The organism is Pseudoalteromonas sp. Ps84H-4 (assembly GCF_024124645.1).
In the GTDB taxonomy this organism is placed as follows: domain Bacteria; phylum Pseudomonadota; class Gammaproteobacteria; order Enterobacterales; family Alteromonadaceae; genus Pseudoalteromonas; species Pseudoalteromonas lipolytica_C.
On record NZ_JAMXSK010000028.1, the window covers coordinates 1 to 19935 of the forward strand.

General features: G+C 37.7%; 16 protein-coding genes and 1 pseudogene. 2 read left to right on the top strand and 15 right to left on the bottom strand.

The features are described 5' to 3' along the window. Positions 1-457: IS30 family transposase (locus NH454_RS19185; protein WP_235373829.1), on the top strand; the 457-nt coding region annotated here is incomplete at its 5' end. Between the two features lie 222 nt (positions 458-679). On the opposite strand, the gene NH454_RS19190 is transcribed toward NH454_RS19185, so the two are convergent. The 8 genes from NH454_RS19190 to NH454_RS19225 form a co-directional block, all read right to left on the bottom strand. Beyond that, positions 680-1114 (bottom strand): hypothetical protein, encoded by a 435-nt coding sequence (locus NH454_RS19190; RefSeq protein WP_235373828.1) that lies wholly within the window; start codon positions 1112-1114, stop codon positions 680-682. Positions 1115-1117: 3 nt separating this feature from the next. After that, positions 1118-1843 carry a TraB/VirB10 family protein gene (locus NH454_RS19195; protein ID WP_253039989.1) on the bottom strand — a complete coding sequence of 242 codons (726 nt, stop codon included), beginning with the start codon at positions 1841-1843 and terminating at the stop codon, positions 1118-1120. After that, complete coding sequence (locus tag NH454_RS19200) at positions 1840-2505, bottom strand: hypothetical protein (protein WP_253039991.1); 666 nt, start codon at positions 2503-2505, stop codon at positions 1840-1842. The genes NH454_RS19195 and NH454_RS19200 overlap by 4 nt, the downstream gene beginning before the upstream one ends. An 11-nt stretch (positions 2506-2516) precedes the next feature. Continuing rightward, the gene (locus NH454_RS19205; RefSeq protein WP_235373827.1) at positions 2517-3650 is read right to left on the bottom strand and encodes a type-F conjugative transfer system secretin TraK; all 1134 of its coding nucleotides are present in this window, start codon (positions 3648-3650) and stop codon (positions 2517-2519) included. Further along, positions 3651-4361, bottom strand: a complete 711-nt coding sequence (locus NH454_RS19210; RefSeq protein WP_036973924.1) for a TraE/TraK family type IV conjugative transfer system protein — start codon at positions 4359-4361, stop codon at positions 3651-3653. A 9-nt stretch (positions 4362-4370) separates the two neighbouring features. Next, positions 4371-4667 (bottom strand): type IV conjugative transfer system protein TraL, encoded by a 297-nt coding sequence (locus NH454_RS19215; protein ID WP_036973922.1) that lies wholly within the window; start codon positions 4665-4667, stop codon positions 4371-4373. Positions 4668-4670: 3 nt separating this feature from the next. After that, positions 4671-5036: a hypothetical protein gene (locus NH454_RS19220; RefSeq protein WP_036973921.1), complete on the bottom strand. Its 366-nt coding sequence runs from the start codon at positions 5034-5036 to the stop codon at positions 4671-4673. A 252-nt stretch (positions 5037-5288) separates the two neighbouring features. Then, positions 5289-7811 carry a bifunctional diguanylate cyclase/phosphodiesterase gene (locus NH454_RS19225; protein ID WP_235373826.1) on the bottom strand — a complete coding sequence of 841 codons (2523 nt, stop codon included), beginning with the start codon at positions 7809-7811 and terminating at the stop codon, positions 5289-5291. Between the two features lie 306 nt (positions 7812-8117). Here NH454_RS19225 and NH454_RS19230 point away from each other — a divergent pair, with 306 nt between their 5' ends. Continuing rightward, positions 8118-10565, top strand: coding sequence for a PAS domain S-box protein (locus tag NH454_RS19230; RefSeq protein ID WP_235373825.1), 2448 nt, complete (start codon positions 8118-8120; stop codon positions 10563-10565). A gap of 496 nt (positions 10566-11061) precedes the next feature. Here the strand turns inward: NH454_RS19230 and NH454_RS19235 are convergent. The 7 genes and pseudogenes from NH454_RS19235 to mobI form a co-directional block, all read right to left on the bottom strand. Beyond that, positions 11062-11484: pseudogene (locus NH454_RS19235) on the bottom strand (class I tRNA ligase family protein). Positions 11485-11958: 474 nt separating this feature from the next. Next, complete coding sequence (locus NH454_RS19240; RefSeq protein ID WP_235373824.1) at positions 11959-12645, bottom strand: DUF4400 domain-containing protein; 687 nt, start codon at positions 12643-12645, stop codon at positions 11959-11961. Continuing rightward, positions 12642-13229 carry a hypothetical protein gene (locus tag NH454_RS19245; RefSeq protein ID WP_235373823.1) on the bottom strand — a complete coding sequence of 196 codons (588 nt, stop codon included), beginning with the start codon at positions 13227-13229 and terminating at the stop codon, positions 12642-12644. Before NH454_RS19245 ends, NH454_RS19240 begins: the two co-directional genes overlap by 4 nt. After that, positions 13226-15247: a type IV secretion system DNA-binding domain-containing protein gene (locus tag NH454_RS19250; protein WP_063528343.1), complete on the bottom strand. Its 2022-nt coding sequence runs from the start codon at positions 15245-15247 to the stop codon at positions 13226-13228. The genes NH454_RS19245 and NH454_RS19250 overlap by 4 nt, the downstream gene beginning before the upstream one ends. Then, on the bottom strand, positions 15231-17474 hold the full coding sequence (gene mobH, locus NH454_RS19255) for a MobH family relaxase (protein WP_235373822.1): 2244 nt from the start codon (positions 17472-17474) through the stop codon (positions 15231-15233). The genes NH454_RS19250 and mobH overlap by 17 nt, the downstream gene beginning before the upstream one ends. 42 nt (positions 17475-17516) lie before the next feature. Beyond that, complete coding sequence (locus NH454_RS19260; protein WP_063528494.1) at positions 17517-18260, bottom strand: hypothetical protein; 744 nt, start codon at positions 18258-18260, stop codon at positions 17517-17519. Continuing rightward, the gene (gene mobI / locus NH454_RS19265; protein ID WP_253039993.1) at positions 18250-18744 is read right to left on the bottom strand and encodes a conjugative transfer protein MobI(A/C); all 495 of its coding nucleotides are present in this window, start codon (positions 18742-18744) and stop codon (positions 18250-18252) included. Before mobI ends, NH454_RS19260 begins: the two co-directional genes overlap by 11 nt. Positions 18745-19935 lie beyond the last annotated feature (1191 nt).

A 19935-nucleotide genomic window follows, 5' to 3' on the forward strand; every position in this document is an offset into this window, starting at 1 on the left:
CGGTGACTGGGAAGCTGATACCGTACTGGGTAAGCATGGAACGGGTGCCATAGTCAGCCTAGTTGAACGCCAAAGCAAGCTTTATTTAATACGTAAAGTGCCAGCAAAGAGCGCGGCAGACGTAAGCCGAGCTATGATAGGCATGTTGTGGCGATATCGCCGCCATGTGCATACGATAACCGCTGATAATGGCAGCGAATTCTGTAACCACGAGTTAGTTGCAGATAAGCTCAATACGGATATCTATTTCGCTAATCCGTATTCCTCATGGGAGCGCGGGTTGAATGAAAACTTCAACGGTTTACTGCGCCAGTACATACGCAAAGGCACGGATTTAAGAACGGTCACGGATAAGCAGGAGGCCGATGTAGAACGTGCGCTAAACGCCAGACCTAGAAAGTGCCTAGGTTACAAACAGCCTGTCGTTGTGTTTAACGAATTACGCAATGCGGCCTAATTTAGCGAGTGGTGCACTTCGGGGTTGAATTCGCGATTAGTGAATCATAATTATTTTTAGAATTAATATTATATATCAGTAGAGAAAGCTATCGCGTTGTTTTTTAAATTGCTCTCGTGGTTAATTAACACCTGATGTAAATCCAATGAATTTGATATTAAGAATAGGACATAGATCAAAAAAAACCGCCTACAAAATGATGAGGCGGTTTTTAGTTGGGATCTAATTTGTGTAATTCTTGGCGCTTTTAATTGTTTTATTGAATTCACTAAGGAGTGAGTCATAATCTATTTCAGTTTTAATATTGTACTTTTCACTAAGGTTATTTAGCTCGCTCATAGTAAGCGTAGCAGATGATGAGAAATTAGGCTTTGCAACTACATAACTTTCATCAATAAGCATTACCCCTTTGAGCTGATGGAGCTTAATATAACGCTCGATATAAGATGCCAGCTCTGCAGGTGTAGCCCCCTCTGATGTAATGCGCTTTGAAATTTCTTCTGGATTAAACGTTTGAACTTTCGCATAACCTGCAATTAAATCAGTTACTTCAATCATCGATTTTTCGCTTACTGCTTTTGTGTAAGATACACCAGCAAAAAATGCTAAGGCTGACATTACTAGGCTGATAAGAATCATTTTTATATAGTCATTCATTGTTTAATCACCTAATTTTAGTTTAGTGCCAGATAGCACAGCGAATGTAATTGAACGTCCCGGTGATATCTCAATTACTGGGTGAATCTGTTCTGCTAAAGCGATGTAGTATTCAGCTAGTCTATCCATAGCATCAGCTGAGCCTTGGAACACACCAGCGGAAGCAACGGAGCCTAAGTCTACTGATTCCCATACCGCTCTATCACCACCAGACGTATTGATTGATGTAGTTCGTTGAGGTGCAACAGCTTCAGAAATGCCACTCATAAATCCAGCTGCCATAGAGCCTGCTAAGAGGTTACCATTTTTGCTTACAAGTCTGCCGGCTATACCAAGTTTGCCATCAAAGTCAGAAACTGCATTCGCTTGAATCGCGCTTTCAACACTCTTACCGTCATTACGTACACATGTAATTGATTGTGCGCGTATATGCGCTCTTTCGCTTGATAAATCCCCGATTGCTTGGCCAATAACGTGACACTCGCGAATATCTAAAGTGAAATGGTTAGGCAAGATAGCTTCTTTTTTAACTCGGATAACAACCGGCATAGGAGAAGACTTGGCTGCAAGCTGTGTTGGAGCATCCAAACCAGTAAGTAAAACACCAGAGAAAAATGAGCCTGCAGGCAAGTAAACAACACCCTCGTCAGAATCAATTAGTCCACCTTCATTTGGATCGCTTTTCTTTTGGACCTCTTTTTCAGGTTTTAGACTTTGTTGTGTGATCAATAAATCTTTTTGCTGTTTTTCTTCAACAACACCGAACTCTTAATACTTCGAACGCTGCGTTGGGTGATAGTTCTAATAACACGGCCTTCGATTTGTGGTTTTGCAGTAACAAGCTGAGTAGGGGTTCTGTCAAAGACCCTCTCATCGTACTGTTGTGGTGCATCAGCTATAGCTTGTTGCCCTTGCTCTGCACCAGAGTATGAAGTGTTGTAATTTGAGCGTGAGCCACCATTTGATTGTCTATTATGTTGGGTATTTGCATATGCTCTATCGCGAACTTCCAGTTGGCGCTCGTAATCTTTCAATTTTAGCGTCAGGTCATCGATGCTTTGCTGCTGTTGCTGAACCATCTCAAGTACACGCTCTTTTTCTGTATATACCTCACGCTCTTTTCTGCGAATTGAGTCTACAGACTTGTCATAGATTTCGTCGAATTCGTTTTTATCGATGTTAGCAATGCTTTCAGAATCAAATAGCCCGCGTACTTTACCCTTTCCATCAAGGCGGTCTTCAGCTTGTCTTGCTGCAATTCTGTCCTGCAGACTGGTTTTATTATCACTCGAAGACATCGACTTATAACCAAAGAACGCAATAGGAATAATCACCAGTATTGCTGCAAACTTTCTAACTTTGGGATTTTCCCATTGTTTTTTAATGCTCATTTCCACCAGCCTTAGTTGATTACACGAGGACGTTTAGAGTTAGTGTTAACAATGCTTTGGCGCAATTTGTGTCGCAGGATATAAACTTCTGTTGCTTCGCCAGGTTGAAGTAGTGATTTGTTGTAAATGGCAACGGCCATAACATCACGTGACTCGCACATTTGTTCACGAATTGTATAGGGGCGAGTAGTTGTATTTTGGACTCTGACTACATCAACAACTTCTCTTGGACCGACAATTCGCTGTAGTACTTGCTGACTAATGGTTAAGCCGCAAGGTTGGTGCATCGCTTTTGATACATCATGAGAAAGTGAGAAACCTTGTGGTATTTCACCTTTACCAACAGGTTTTAGAATTTGCTTAATACGCGCCACTCGATCTGTTTCAACATTTGCGACGTGGCCTTCAGTTAAAGACGCTTCAGTTAACGCTTCTTGCTCTTTTATTTCCGCTCTGTGATTTGCGCCTTTGTATTGCATCGTTTTTGAAAGATTCACATCGATATTTACAACAACGGGCATCGCTTCCATTGGTACCAATGTAAGATTAATCATTGACTCTGGCACACCTTCTTCAAACAACATTAAAGCAACAGGCTTAAGTGAGTTTAAAGTGATGTATAAACGGCCATCTTCTAATTCAATGACTGATTCTTCGTCGTGGGTTCTAGCGGCAACCATCTTAAAGTTAGTTATGATTGGGTTCGTCAAGCCGACGGCTACAGGTATAGCGATATTAGCACCCGGTTCAAGGTTGCTAAGGTTTTGGGTTGGCTTGTATTTTGATTTAACGATATCTAGGAATGAGTACCCATTTCCTGAGCGAATTGACTGTGCAGTTTGTGGCTGCTGGTATTGGTTAAAGTCAGCTTCATTCATCATTCCGTTTGGTTTTACGTTATCGGCAATTTGATTGATTTCATCTTGAGGTGAGACTGTTTTCATTGCAGGCTCACTTCGACTATCTAATTTAATGCCGCTTTTAGTCGCTTCAAATATGGCTTGTTTTGTAACCGGAATAGGTTGTTCATTTACTACTTCTGTTGGTAGCTTGAATGTATTGCTTGGATTTTCAGTTGCATCATTAGCGAAGATGAATGTACTAGACGCACAACCAATGGCTAAAAGTATTGATTTCATTTTCATCTAGTTGCTCTCCTGTTGTTCTTTCACTTTCAGTTCTTTTGCCGCTTCTAGTACCCCTATCTCCAGCTCACTGTCATAGTAAGGTTGCGACTCTAAAGTTCCCGGTTCAGCATCGCCACGCGCTTCCATCGCTTGTTTTCGCTTTCTTGGGGTGCCCGGATATTGATCTAAGTGGGTGATTTTAGGTCTTCCATTTCTTGCGGTGATCTTAAATTCGTAGCTCCACTTCGTATCTGCTTTGGGTTCTCCACCAATGAAAGTGATTTTTTGGCCCCAAATGGTGATTAAATCAGTTTCAGGTTCATGAATTAGGTCGTCGGCAATAAAAACTTGTCGTATATCACGCATTTTTATCATTTCAGCTTGTTTATCTAGCATTGGCTCGATTTCAACTTGTAGTTGTGGAGATAACATTTTCATCATTATCTTTTTTACAAAATCGATGTTTTGCGAGTTAATGTTGCCTATTAGAGTAGAAACGCTGTAGGCCCATGCTTGTTGGTAATTCTGGTTAGCTTTATCGCCTTGAATTGTAAGCTCACCAAAGTAATTCTGTTCTGGGATAACAACGACTTCACTGTCTTTGAAAAACAGTGTTAAAGCGCTTAGAGCAACTGTAATGGATAAAAATAGGTTAGCTACTCGGCTTATGTTGTTAGATGCAACCATCGATTTGAAGCTTCGAACTGAAGCGGATTTATCATCAAGCATTTTCTTGCCTTAGCGGTGGTATGTACGTTTAACTGGATCTGCAATTGATTTGCTTTGATTGGTTAAGATGAACCCATAAGACCAAAGCTTGTGTTTAACATAGGCTTTAGGGAATCGGCCTTTAACCTTTTGAGAGATATAAATGTATGCCATGGCTAGGCATACAAGGATAAAGGTCTGTTTGGTCACCATGCCAATCGCTACTGCGGCCATCAACGGTATTACTTGCTCTTTAGTAAATACAAACAAGATTAATAGCGGTTGGTTGATGTGGGTCTTGCAGCGGTAGCGATTGGGCGTTTCCATGGTTTAAAGCACTCCAACTGAAGCCGTTAGGAAGTACTCAACAGCATCTTGTGCATTTGCAAATAGCAGTGCTATAAGGAATGCGCCCACACAAGTAGCATAGTTCTGCTTCATAATGCCTTGGAAAGCAGCAAAGCCAAATGTGAAAATTGAAATGATGATGCCAGGTGCGCCGGTTAACCAGCCAACTACTTCATTGTAAACTCCGTATAGGAAGTCACCAGAAGTTGGGGCCGCAGCCATTACACCTTGTGAAATTAACAGAGCTAAAAAGAATACCATCAGTGCGATGGTCGCTTTTTTAGCTGTAGACATTTTTTTAGTGATTGTTGGTGCTTCAACAATGCTTGATTGGTTGGTTAGTTCCATTTTTAAACCTCTTAAGAGTTAATGTTCAACGTTAAAGTCGAATTAATCTTAAACTCTTAAAAACAGCATAAAGCCGGATTTTTATTTAAATTTGAATAAAAATAGTGGAAATTGATATTTAATTGGCGTGTTTTATTTTTACGTTAGTTGGTCTCACTTCATGAAAGAATGAGAGAAAGCTTAATTTTAAAATTAAGCTATGTGTTTAAGATTACGTGAAATTTGTAATTGTTGAAATAAATGGCTTGTTGCCTATAGTTTTTTTACTTTATGGTTGTGGATGTATTCGATTAATTCTTCCAAAGGTAAGGGCTTTGAATAAAAATATCCTTGGATCCTAATCTCTTTAAACTTTCTTAAATAACTAATCAATTCTCTACCTTCGACACCTTCCACTACGACAGCTTTATCTAAATCGATACAGGCATTGATTATTGTATCTAATAGGCGTTGCTCTTTTGAAGGTATCTCTGCGCCAAAGGTGAATTCTCGATCAATTTTAATGATGTTTGATGGCTGGTTCGCAAGAGATGATAAGCTAGAGTAACCAGTCCCAAAGTCATCAATAGCAATGTTAATTCCCTTGTTCATAGCAGCCTGAAGAGTTTGACTTACAAGTGATTTATCCTGAAGAGATGATTCAGTGACCTCTACTGTAAAGTTATTAAATTGAGCAGCGCTATTTGCTATTTGATCAATTAAGTTGTTTAGAAAATCAGGCTTAATAATTTGTTTAGCTGAAAAGTTTACAGCAACTTTGATTCTTTGAAGTGCAGGTGAGCGATTAATATCACTAATTACACGCTGTAAAACTAAATCTCCTATCTGGACTATTTGCTCGGTTGTTTCTGCGATAGGTATGAATTTTGCGGGTGAAATCCATTTATCATTGTGCTCCCAGCGAATTAAGGCTTCAACACCAACAACGCTTTCGTCCTCAAGCTTGTGGATTGGTTGATAAAAAACAGAGAACTGATTGTCTTTAATAGCCCCAAACAAAGCATTCCTTATGTCAACAGCCTCCTTGTATTCATCCTCCATTGCTGCTTGGAATAAAACGGGTTGATTTCCACCCCTTTGAATAGCTTGAGCCAAAGCTATATTAGCTTGATGGAGGTTATGTTTTATGTCTATATCAGCTGGAGTGGTATAACTAACGCAGCCTGCACTAGCTGTAAGATTAATTTTTAAATTATTGACTTCATATGTTCTAGATATTTCATTCAGTAATTGTGTTAAACATTCACTGTTCTTGTCACTCGGTTTTTCAAATAAGTAAATAACAAATGAATCCCCAAAGCCTTTAGATAAAACAAAGTTACCTCGCATGGTTGCTTTGATCCTACAGGCAACTACTCTTAAAATTTCATCGCAAACTTCATGTCCTAAGGAGCTGATAATTGATTCAAATAAATCTATTTTCAAAATAAATACTGAAAATTGCTCAATGCCTTTAAATTCTCGTAATTCATCGCGAAGAGAGTTCAATCTTAATAAGCCAGTGACTTCATCAAATTTAGCTCTTAAAGCGGATTCTCTTGATGCGTCGGCTATTAAAATAACTACAAATAGAAATAAAAACGTAAGCCATAGTGTCAGTTGAGTAATAACAGTATTGAAATGGATTGTTTGATAATTACTGATAAAGCTAAATACCCGGTGTGTGATAAGTTCCTTAATAGTAATCTTATCGGTAATGAAGTGATTATACTTCGCTTTGATATCCAGAAGTTTTTCTTTTGTGCTATTTTCAATGTCGATAGAGAAAAATAACTCTGGAGTTAATTCAATAAAAGTGTCGTATTTACTTAGGTAGTCTAGGTAATTCTTTTCGAATAGTAGATTCATGTCAACTAACATAATGATGTGTCTGACTTTATCCCCATCAAGATTAGTTATGGCATGAAACATTAGTACTGGCGTTTCAGTTTTAAGGGTCAGAGAGTTGGCCGCAAAATTTGTAACTTTTGACTTTTCTAACAACCAACTTTTTATAGTTGGCTTTTCAAGTTTACCCGTGTAGTAAAAATTTTCTGCAAATTCATTTCCGTAAACTAGTTTGAGATTATCATCTAAGACCAAGATCCCTTTTACCATTTCGTAGTCTGTAGTGTAATGGTGTGTGTCCGTTTTAATTAATTTGTTGAACTCAGTTGGATTTAAGTTTTCGGCTCTTGCTATTATTCTGCTTAAAGATTTTTGTTGATCTGTAAGTGTCTTATTTAACATTATTTCTATTAGCTTAACTTTCTCTCTTGCATTCGTTTCTTCTGTTTTAATGAGAGAAAAAGAGCTTTGATACCAAACAACTAACCCTAAAGTAAGTATGAAGAGAGATAGAGTTTGAATGCTTCTAAGTTCATTACTCCTTACGTTAGAAAACTTTAGCTTGATAAACACCCCAGAAGTAATAGCAAACATAAAGACTGGCGCTAGAGATAAAGTGAATGGACTTTTATCGATTGGGCCTAAGGGGATTGCTATATCCATATGCAGCCAAAAAGCAAGCTGAAGAAATGTAAAAACCAGGAAAAAAATTAGAGTTAGTGGTAATAAGGCTTTTAGGGCTTTTTCACTAAGCTTCGCATTTTTTAAGAGATGGAGCATTAAATAACATGTAGCAGATATAAGAGCTGTCATTGGCGTTGTAACATACATCAGCTCATTATTGCTTAAAATAGATTCCGTCAATCCTAGTACAGGCAGAATTAAGAAGAAATTCATAATGGCACTGTAAAACATGCTTGCTGCTGCCTGGGATATTTTCAATCTCATATTTTCAATAACTCATTTTGGTACTTAAGGGTTGTTTTTTATTTTAGTTTCACCCTAAATGATTATAGAGCGCATCGTTGTTGAAGTTAACCTTTTTGTTTTATTTATAGCGCCTTACTTTTAAAAAAAATCAGGAAATACTTAAATATATTTTTTACAAGCCAAGCGTTTTGAGTGTTGCATAATTTTTGCCTAGCATCATACCTGTCTTTGCAGTCGTTCGACTTAATATAGCATGTAGTTACAACTTAACTCTTATGCTTTATACATTTACATCGTACGGCTATACTGTTTTTGAACTTATCAATGAGTACAACAGGAATCAAAGTGGCTTCAAATAGATCTGATTTAGAGGCGGAAAATAAAGCGCTAAAAAAGATGCTCGATCAAATTACCAGTGAGCGTGATAAATATAAGAAGTTATTTGAAGTCTCGGGTGATGCGTTATCTATAATAGATTTGAAGACAGGTAAGTTTATAGAGTGTAATCAAGCGGCTATCGATATGCACGGTGTTGAAAGCTGCCACAATTTTATAAACTTAAGCCCATCAGAGTTATCACCTAAGTTTCAACCCTGCGGTAACTGTTCAGATGAGCTGGCTAACAAGTATATTATGAAGACAATGTCAGATGGACCACAACTATTCCAATGGACCCATGCTAGACTCGATGGCTCTACTTTCCCATGCTTAGTTTCATTAACTGCATTGTCAGTTAGGGATAAACAATTAATTCTAGCAATTGGTCGAGATATCTCTGAGCTGGTAAATACCCAAAATGAGTTACACGAAGCGTCAATCAAGAAAAGCGAGTTTGAGCTAGCTTATCTAGAAGAAAAGCAAAAGTTTGAGAAGTTCGTTAATCTTGCACCTATAGGCATTGCTATAAACTCAATTGAAGACGGTAGTTTTGAATTTGTAAACAAATCATTCAGTGATATCACAGGCTACAGTATCAATGAACTGAATCAAATGGATTATTGGCAACTCACTCCTAAAGAGTATGAAGAGCAAGAGTATTTGCAATTAGATTTGTTAAATGAGACTGGTCGTTATGGGCCTTACCCTAAAGAATACATACATAAATCAGGCGTAACTTATCCTATATTGTTATCAGGCATAAAAATTAGTCATAGCAACGGTGAAGCCTCTATTTGGTCAATTGTGCAAGATATGTCAGCACAAAAAGAAACTGAAGCACAGATACAACTTTCTAAAGAAAAAGCTGAGAGCTTGGCATTGAGGCTTCAACTTGCTAATGACTCCGCAGGGATTGTAGTTTGGGAATGGGATTTAATTTCAGGAGAGTTAGACTGGGATAAGTGGATGTATAGGCTTTATGGAACAACAGAAGCCAGTGTAAAAGAAATAGGTACTAAAGAAACTTGGATAAACAGAGTTCACCCCGACGACATCGAGTGCATTAAGTCAAAGTTAGAGGCTGTGATTGAGGGCGTTGAGGTGTATGAACCAGAATTTAGAGTGGTTCATCCAAATGGTGATATTAGGAATTTAAAAGCTTGTGCAGAAGTGCTAAGAGATAGTTTCGGTAATGCAATTAAAGTCGTTGGTGTTAATTATGATGTTACTGATAAAACCCTTGCCATGCAGATTTTATCAAGCGCTAAGGAAGCAGCTGAAAGTGCCGCAAGAGCTAAAAGCGATTTTTTAGCTAATATGAGTCATGAAATACGAACTCCAATGAATGCAATACTAGGTGGATTACAGCTACTTAAGGATGCTGAGTTACCATCTGATTTAAAGCTAGTGCTCAACAATGCTACTTTTTCAGCCCAGTCTTTATTAACTATAATCAATGACATTTTAGACTATTCAAAGATTGAATCTAATAATGTGATTCTTGAGCAGGAGCAATTTTCATTATCAGAAGTTTTAGATTCCGTAAAGTATGATATGGAAACACTTGTGATTAGTAAGGGAATTGAATTTTTAATCGAAAAGGATGATAGCTTCATTGATTATTGGGTAGGTGACTTGGTTAGGGTAAAACAAGTTCTCTTAAACCTTGTCTCCAATGCCGTTAAATTTACTAATGCCGGAGGCGTAAAAATAAGCGTTAGCAGTCATAGAGAAGGTCAACAGTCCGCATTTCTTGTTAAAGTGATAGATAGCGGCATTGGTATGAATGAAGAAGCTGTTTCCAAAATATTTGAGAGATTTACTCAGGCGGATACTTCTACAACAAGGAAGTATGGGGGGACAGGCCTAGGTATGTCTATCGCTTTAAGTCTGATAAAGATGATGGATGGTAATATTGAAATTACTAGCTCGGAGGGAGTTGGAACGAAGGTTGAAGTTACATTACCATTAAAGCCTGTTGATATGGTAAAGGTACCGAAAACACAAAAGTCACCATCAGCACCCAATTTAGCCGATAAAAAAATATTAATAGCAGAGGATAATCCTATTAATAAAATATTGATAGAGTCGATGCTGAAATCAACAAAGGCTCAATTAACAATAGTAGAAAATGGCCAATTGGCAGTGAATGCGGTTGAAAAAGGTACTTATGACTTAATTTTGATGGATATCCATATGCCTGTCATGGATGGTTCAGAAGCTCAAAGGCTTATCAGCGATCTAAAACCTAGCCTACCTGTAATAGCACTAACCGCAAATGTTATGAAACAAGATGTAGATGGCTATTTAGCTCAAGGCTTCATTTCCCACATCGCCAAGCCTATCGACATTAATGATTTGTATGGTTCGTTGAAGAATATCTTTGATAGTTGACCACTTCCTAGTTAAGAATTGGGAGAGTCTCAATACTTTGAGAACAAGTTAGGCTTTTTCAAACTAACTAAGAAAGGCATAAGATCTGAGAATTCATAAAAAATAATAAAATAAGTTTAACTTATTGATTTGCGTTGATAAAATTATAAATTCAAGCTTCGTGTAACTAAAGCGCTTTGCAAGGTAACATGAGTAATTTCTAGTAAATAACAATAATAGTCTTTTCGCTTAATTAAACAAATCTCCTCCACCTATTAAGAGTAAGTTTGTAGCAACTGCTACTACCTAAAACCAATACATTAAGACAATTTGTAGACATCTTATAAGTCATAATCGCCATATAGGTTTGATAGTGTCTGTAAATGAAACCAATTTTTCTGTATATAATGGAGGGGATTGTTGATGGTTGTTCTTCAACATCAATTACTAGTCGTTTGTGTACTGGACAGGTATTGTTATTGATCAGCTCACGTTCTGGATAATATTGTTCACATGCTTAGCAGTAGTTACCTGAATAGTGCCCTAGATATATATCATTTTGTTTTTGTAGAGTTTTCCATAAATCCTGAATATGCGCTTTGTGATCTTCAGATGTTGTACGTATAAAAACATCAGGCTTTATCCATAACTGTGGCCACAATATTTGAAAAGACTCCGAGGTCTCATCTACAAATTCTTGTATGGGTTGTTGTCGAGATAGAGCTGTGTTCGCGATTATCTACTCATGTTCATCAGTCCCTGTTATTAGTTTACTTTCAACTCCCAACAACAAAGAGAATCGGTTAAATATATCAGCGATAATTCCTGAATATGCATGCCCTAAATGTGGTTCCCCATTGGCATAAAAAATAGGGGGCGTTATAAAAGGTTTCTTGCTTGATACTGAGGAAAGAGTGTTAATTAATTGATTTAAGCTCATAATATAATCTCTTTAGATACCATCACAGTGGTCGAAAGGAGATCTTAATATCTGCTTAGTAACATCACCTTTCCAACAATATGTTCTGGAATGGTGATGCAGTGAATGAATAATTTAGAATACGCAACCCATCCCTCCCAGCATTCGCTGAGAAGGCATGTTCATCATGAAATTTTTTATAGAAAAATGAGTCATTGATTGTACTTTTTAGTGTTCACTTGCCCAAATTATCAGACTTTTTTTAACAGGCAACAGTTTCTTAGGCAAAATCGTATATATGAGGGGTTATAGCTCCAACAAGAAACTTCTGCGTTATAGTTGTGTTGCTTTGGTATCTGTTAAACAGCTGTTGAAGTTTCGCTTTAATCAGCGAGGGCGATGAAAAACTTCGCTGCTTAGAATACACCAGTAACACTAACTAAGCTGTTACATGCTCCGTTATATACAGGCTCCTTTAGAGTCCCACCCTTAGTTCTAAATATGCTTTTGCAGTGTTGCTATGTATCTAGATGTTAGGAATGATGCAAATAATAAAGCAATAAAAGGTATGTATGCCCCAGCTGTGGGGTAAAAGTTGGGTAGGGCGAAATAGACAATAATACCTACTAAAATACCTTTGATTAGTTTCTTAATAACTAACATACGAGTCTTAGTTTTGTTACCGAATGTATAAGCCCTAATTCTCCAGCTATAAAGACCAATAACTAGTTGAGCAAGTGCGAAAGGCACTAAAATATAAAGCCAAATCATTAAAAGGTTTGCTCTGTGTAAGATTTGGTATGTAAGCGTTTGTATGTTGTTTGTTACTCTTTTCACTAAAGGCAAAAGTTTTGCTGTTAGCCTGGCTAAAGGGTTTTTATCGTCTGTATCTCGATTTACTTTGTCTAAGAAATACTGCTTAAATCCTGACCTCACAATGATTGTGTTGTAGTGCCTATACGATGCATCTGTAAGGTTAAGCCAATTTTTTTCACCGATGGCCTTGTAGCTCGCTTTAACTTCATTTTCTAGCATTCTGTTAAAGCTGGTGGGGTTTAAAGCAAGAACCTGTGCTGCCAACGCAAATAGAATAAAGATGAATAACTTTGAGTATTCTTTTTTTCTATTTTGCTCTCCAGACTTATCCTTATATAGGTCTTCGCTGTCATTCTCATAAATCATGACGAAAACGCCTCCTTAAATGTAAGGGTTTTACTTTCATCGAAATTAGGAATGCCGAAATAGAACAGGTGTGAACGCTTCACAATCTTGCTCAGTAGAAAGTGTTGTATCATCAGTAATGAATCTTGATTTAACTCTTTTTCAATTAAGTTTGGTTTAGCGCGTATTGCTGAGTTCTTGTGCGTGATTAGAAACTGGCTGATTGTCTCTAAGAGTGGGTCCCATACTGCAATACACGAGCCTGACCCCCCTGTGTAGACCATAACATCGAGTACGGCTGTAAGTTCACTTGTAACCGTGAAGAGAAAGGCTTTAAAAAACTCTGCTCGGCTCAGATGTGAACTATGTACAAGAGAGTGCTGACCAGCTTTGTTAATGATGTGATTAAATAGATCTACATCTTGTTGTGGATGCTTCAATTCATCCCCAATAAAATCTAACAAATATCGAAGTGTTTCTTCCACAGCAGGTGCTTTCTTGTAGATGACCGAGTATATGTGCTTGTTATCTTCTGAAAGTGAATTATTCACATTGCTTTTTTTGTAGCATCTACTTTGAATTTTATATACTTTTTCTCTGCTCATCGTTGTATTACCGGTACTTTAGCTTTGATTGTTCTGCCGTCAGCAAGTCGTGCTACATATTGTAAAATAGGCAGCGAACCAAGTAGGCTTTCGTTAAATGCTTTGTCGTTTTGTTGTGTAAGCCTCTCAGCGTATGAAGAACCAAAGTCAGTCATGTCGTTTGTGTTCCCTGAACTTTGACCTAAAGTGATTTGTTGGCTGGTTATTGGCACTTCACCAAATTGGCTGGAAGCATATTCTTGAGTTGATGTGTCGTTTGCTCTCATAGAGAAGAAGTTGTTGCACAGACCTAATACACGGTTTGCAGTAGCTGGGTCTGTTTTAGCTTCAATATCAGCTTTAGTTTGGGTTGCAATAAACATTTGCATAAATGCTGCACGACCTTGAGCTAATAAGTTCAAAAGAGCATCATTCCCAGCAATCGCTGCATGTACTTCATCCACAAACACCGCTACTCGACGGCCTCTCCCTTCTGAGAAGTTGTATCGTGAACCTGCTACAGCAGCAATGTCAGCTAAAACAAGTTTACTTAAATAACCAGCTGTCTTTGTGTCGCTGAGAGAATCAAGCGCCATGTAAAGTAGTCCTCCATTTTCAACGATGTCTGAAGTGTCTACATAACGACTGTCTTTCTCTCTTATTTTCCCTGATTTCTTTGATACACCTTCAATGTGATTTGATGTGTAATATATATTTTCACTTTCAGCTGTATCGTATCTAGTATCCTCATCACGCGCATCTAAGCTTTCTGCTATCGCCTCTTCTGGTGATATAAGCTCATCCATAGGTGTAGATGTAAGGACGCTAAAAATAGGAAGTAAATTAGCTGTCATCTTTTGCATATGCTCGGCGTTGTGCGTAAGCAACTGAATTATGCCATCCACTTCTGGTGATTGATGTTGTTGAGATATAACTTGTTGATAGTAATTTAGCATTTGCTCTAAACGAGTTTTCCCGAAAGAGCTTATTTTGGTGCTAAGTTGAGTCTCCCAATCTTCCCCTAAGCATTTAGCGTAGTGTCTTTCAAGGCACTTTTGAGTTAAGGCGGTTTTGCCTGTTGTCACATAACGAGCAATCGATTTGATTTGTGGTTGTATGCCCGCATAAAGCATCGCGTTAACTGTTGAGTTTATGACGTTCCAGTTGAATCGAATGAAGCTATCTTCTTTACCCGACTCAACCATAATGGATGCGATACGTTCAGCTATCTCAGTCGGTCTATTCCAGTTTTTAATCGGATCTATTGTGCAAGATGTAGATGGTTTAGAAGGGTGAAAGTAGTGGAAGTGCTCGCCCTTACCAAAATGTTCCATTTCCGCTTGTAGGGCTTTGCGCCACGATGAGTCGTTTTTTGGGTCTAATACAATGACGGTATAGCCTTTGTGGATCATCGCGAGGCTAAGCAAAATGAACATTGTTGTTTTACCGGTACCAACATTGCCCATAATCATAGAGTGGCCAAAGAACGTTTCAGCATCTACGTATTGCCTTTCGGCATCCCCGACACCATCAATCCATGGCTTACCGCCAAGCTTTAACGTTTCTTTACGCCATTTTTTAACGAATGGTTTAAGAAATAGTGGAAGCTTCACTTCTTGTTTGTCAGAGTATAATCCTTGTATTTGATATGAACGATTTGCATGCTCCACGCCCCATTCAAATCCATTTCCAATGAATATCTTGTTATTTCCCTTCTTTTTGTTGTTTGGATTTAGGATATTCTCTTTAGCCATGTGCTCTTGACGTATTGCTTTTATATCCTCGAATTCAATCTTGTTGAAGAAGATTTTGCACTGGCGTTTGACTAGTGGAATTGCCTTTAAAGTATAGTGTCCACATTGAGCGGTGAGTATTGTAGTGATTCCAAAACCCACCATACCGATATGGCCTTCACTCTCAATAACGCTTGAAGTAAAGGTTACAACACCAGCGGCTAAAGAGGCGTAAGCCTTATTTAGTTCATATACAGGGCGGTATAAATTTTCGTGGAATAATGGGTTACTACGTTCCTGCGTCATGTTTCACCTTAATATGTATGTCATTCTTATCTTGTACGATTGAACTCGACAAGATATTTGTTTCGCTGGCTTTGCTGTTTGTGACGGCATTAACAAGAGTTTTCTTATCTCTTATAGGGGCAATTAAAAAGCCGTCTCTTAACTCAACTTTTTCGTGAATAATGTTTCCAAATAATAATTCAGCAGTCTTAGGGGTTAAGCCAATAGCAAGCAGAGATTCAATATCTAACTTTGCTTTCTGAGATGTATTATCAGCCGCGGTTACATCTGAACTATCCTGATTTTCATTTGATTTCGGCTTTTTTTCAGCTTTTTGGTTTTGACTTGATTCAAGCGACTTCGCTTTAACGTATTTACGCTTATTGATGATGAAGTAACGAATTAATGCTGGTGGCTTTCTTTCGATAAGCCCCGCTTTTTCAAGTTCGTTTTCTAGATTGTCGTCAAGGTTGTCTTTCCATTTATCATCAACAAGGTAGTAGTTTTGACCATCGATTAAAATCGGCTCTAAGGTCTTTATGAACTCAATGGCTTTGGTCGTTGAAGTCACCTTAATACCACTCTTAGGTTTTGGGGCTGCTTTTTTAAGTGTTGTTTCGTTAATTTGCTTTTCCGGTACCTTTGCGCTTTGTTGGTTGGTTGGAGCAAACAGCTCACCATTAGTGTTCTTTGGTTTTTCCTTTTTAGGTTTATCTTTGTTTGGGCTATCCTTTTGAGCTGCTTTTGCTTTTTCAAATGGGTTGTTAGGCTTAATGGGCTCTTCTGCAGTAGCTTCTCCTTTGGCTTTACTGGTATTAGGCTTGCCGTTTTTTTGCGGACTTTTTGTTGTCGAATGCTCAACTTTCATTTCTAGAGAATCACTATTAGCTTTTAAGTGAGCCGCAGCCTCATGAGCAATAACATTTTCTTCGCTTATGTATCGGTAACCCTCACTTGAGTAGATGACTGCGTTTAGCCCCATGTCGAGTTTTAATAGCCCGTAACGGTTTGGTGGAATAACTTCACCTTTAAGCAAAAATAAAGGCCACTCCAGACGAATAACGCCAATACCGCCCTTAAGATTTTTACTGATGAGTAAATCAATACCCTCAGACAGGTTAGTAACAGTTTCAAAAAAGAGCGCGTAATCAGTTTTTTCTTGCTTACGAAGAATGCCCCTATCCATCATTTTTTCACGCAAAAGACTTGGGTTGTTAGGAACAGTTGGATCTGATTGATGCATTTCCTTTGCTAACTCATTGAAGCATTCAGGCCACCGAAGGTATATCTCGTTATCAATAGCAATAGCTTTACCTTCTTTTAGCCATACTTTAGCTTTATCTTGCATTAGCTTGAGGATTTTCTCGTGTAATGCTGACTTCCTTGCGCCAAGGTCATTGTCCCAAGTTGTTTGAATGTCTTTCGCAGTTGAAACATAGTCAGCTGAGCGAACAGCTCTCTGTAAATAGCCATCTATACCTTGATAGTTTGCAAGCGTGGTGCTTATATCTTCAAGCAAATTGCCAGGGCATGTGCCTATGTACCTCTTTGCATCAGGTGTGAGGATTTGTTGAAATATGGGTTGCGGAGAAACTTCATGCCCCTTATGAATTCTGTCTTTTCTCCATCTAATGCCAACTTTTGTTATTTTGTTTTTTTCTTTCCAACTAACAAGGTCCTCTATAATTGGAATCCAGATATTATTTGGATTGCTTTTATCGTAAATATCCATATCAGTTTGCATCTTCCCTGCGTCGTGCACTAAGCCGCAAAGCCATGCGGCGTACTGATATCTTTTTGTTCTTTGTCTCTCGATGTCTAGAGGGAATTCTTGAGGGAGGAATTGAGACTTTGCTTGCCTTAATGCCAAATCAGCTACTTGTAAACTATGTTCAATTAAGCCGAACTCTTTAGCATGGTGATAACCCTCAGAAGCAGGAAGGTTGCCACAATATCTAGCGTAGTTTTTAATCGTATCTATAAATAGACCCTGAAAGGTTAGGTTCTCTTTTTCCCAATCATGGCAATTTCCAAAACAGTAGCGAGTTTGAGCAATTAAATATTTATTATCATCAATGATCTGATTAACTAACTCTGGGCTATTCGAACTATCAAGATCTACATTGCACTTCTTTGCGTCATCTCTCATCAAGCGAGCGGCATTTTCACTTTGAACGATTAGATACTTTTTCTGAACTTTAAAAAAAAGCTTAATTAAAATAGTAAAAGGAATAAGTAAAAGCTTCATATTTCTCTCTGGAAAAATTAGGCGGTTTCCCGCCTAGTCATTTTAAGCTGCGTTAACTTTTGAGTTGCTTGGCTGTTCGGTTTCGTTCTTAGAGTCTGCAGAAGTGCTATCCAATGAAGTGGATTTTGAGTCAGTCTTTTTTTCTGTGTTTTTAATTGAAGCTTTGGCTTTAATTTCTTCATTTTGTTTTAAAATAAGGCTGTCATCTACATATAACTCTAGGCCACCTCGAATTAACGAAATTAGTTGGGTGGATTTAAATCGACCCCCACTTCTGTCTTTACCAGGTGATGTAGCATTGCTAATTTTTGCTACTAATTTTCGTAATAGACCAATCGCTCTATTGCTGTTTTCATGACGACCTAAATCTGTAACAAAACCGGTTAACCAAAGATTTTCTAATTCTGCGATTTCATTATCTAAAGTTTGAATTAAATTTAGTAACTTCCAAGTGACTGGATAGCAAACTGGTACGCTTGATTCATAAGAGCTTGGTGTCATAACTTCTGGTGATTCTTCTAAACCGGCATTTTCCATAAATGCTTCTTTTTGTTTTTGTATACTTTCGATTTCTTGGTTAAACCAATCAGCAAGCTCTGACTCCCAAGCGCTTACTTTCGAATAGAGTTCATTTTCTGTTGTGGTTAACATTAATAATGAACCAATGCGTTCATAAATATTTAATGTCCGGTCACCTTCGTTTTTCCAAAAGTTATGGATGGTGTGTGATTTGAACTGGATATTAGTAACAAATGTTTTATGGATTAGTTGGTCATTATTGATCATGATTTTCTTCCTCAGCTGGAGCGGTAAATAGTGTTTTAGAAAGTTTGCAGATCTGCTTTTTCAAACTAACTCTGGATGAATGCAACACTTCAAGTGACTCCCTTAATGGAGCAAGTTGCATTTCAGTTTCCCAATTAATTTTTGCGTGGCCATCCTCGCAATTTTTACTCAGTTGTTTTTCGGTATATCCTTTTTTTGTTGGTGGAATTTCTTTCCCCCCCCAATGCCTATTAATTTTCTTGATAGGTGAGTACTCATGAGAAACCCAAGTGATGTAAAATTTTTCAGAGTTTTTTCGCTGCCTAACTTTTACTTGTAATGTCGATTTTTTAAAATCGCCCGACTCACCATGAATTTGATCTAAAAGAACTCTCCTTTTTTTGTGTTGATCACAAATATCTTGCGCACTTTCTACAATTGGTTTTTCAGCATCCTCGATAGCCTCTAAAACTAATTTCAGCACTTCTATTTCTGTAGACAGCATCTTTAACCCCGAACTTTAATTGAGACTTAATTATGCTTTGCAAAAAGATAGCTAAAGCCGAATTTTCAAACGTATATTCAAAAAAATTAGCCAAAGCACGTTTTTAAGTGTGGCGAACAGAAAGTTGAAGTGAATTAAACCTCAAGGGTGTAACTGGGAAATAAATCTAGAGCAATAAAAAGGCTTGCTCTATTTAGACGCAAATAAAAGTTTTCTGCGTTGCGAAACTGCCAAGGAACACTGTGAAGGGAGATTGTTTTTTGCATCATAGATACGCAAAAACTTGTCATTGAATGACATTGGTTAAATAAACTATTTTCTGCATCATAACTACGCAGAAAACCCGTTTTTATGAATTGGAGAGCTATTGTGGCAGGTTTAACATGTAGTCAAACCGACTGTAAATGTTGAATGGTTGCATCATAATTTATGCAACAGAATAACTGTGAACGTTAAGTCACCTTGTTTTAAACGGTTCTAAAGAAGATAGTTCAGGAAAGAAATATCATTTACGGTTACTGCAATAAATTGAAATTTTGCATCATATATGTAGCAAACTAACTTATATTACTTGAAATCTAAAAGTTGAGAGCTTTGATGCTTACATCATCAATCTACTCTACGTCTCTTTTGTGTGTTGATTTATTTACTTAGAAAAACCCAGCCTTAGCTAACTGAGGGGTTACTCAAAATTTTATGAGCATGTGGCTATAGGCAGCTTTGGTGTCATGATGAGCAATTTTAGATTTTATAGAATGTGAAGGGTCATACCTAAAAACTAGAACTTGAATAACCCTCTTTTAAAGTTAAGTGCTCACAATCCGTATAGTGGATAGTGTTAGCCATTAAAAGATAACAATCACTTTCCGCAAAGCGGTTAAATTGTTCGCTATATGTTTAACTCATCCTTCATATGCATTTTATGAGTTGTAAGTTCTCTGAAGCTTCAGATAAGCTCATTTAAAGTCCGCCATATGAACCATAGTAAACTTAAGCTTATTCCTCTTAAAGGATGTCGTTGTTGTTTGGTAATTCCGCATTATGGAAAAACAGTTTCCAGTATTCTTCCGTATAATGAACCGAGGCTTTGTCTGGCGGTATTTTCAGAACAATAGCGCAATAAGTAATATTGTTAGTTTTGACCAAAATATATCACTCGATGACAAATCCGCATCATGGAGTCTGTAAGGT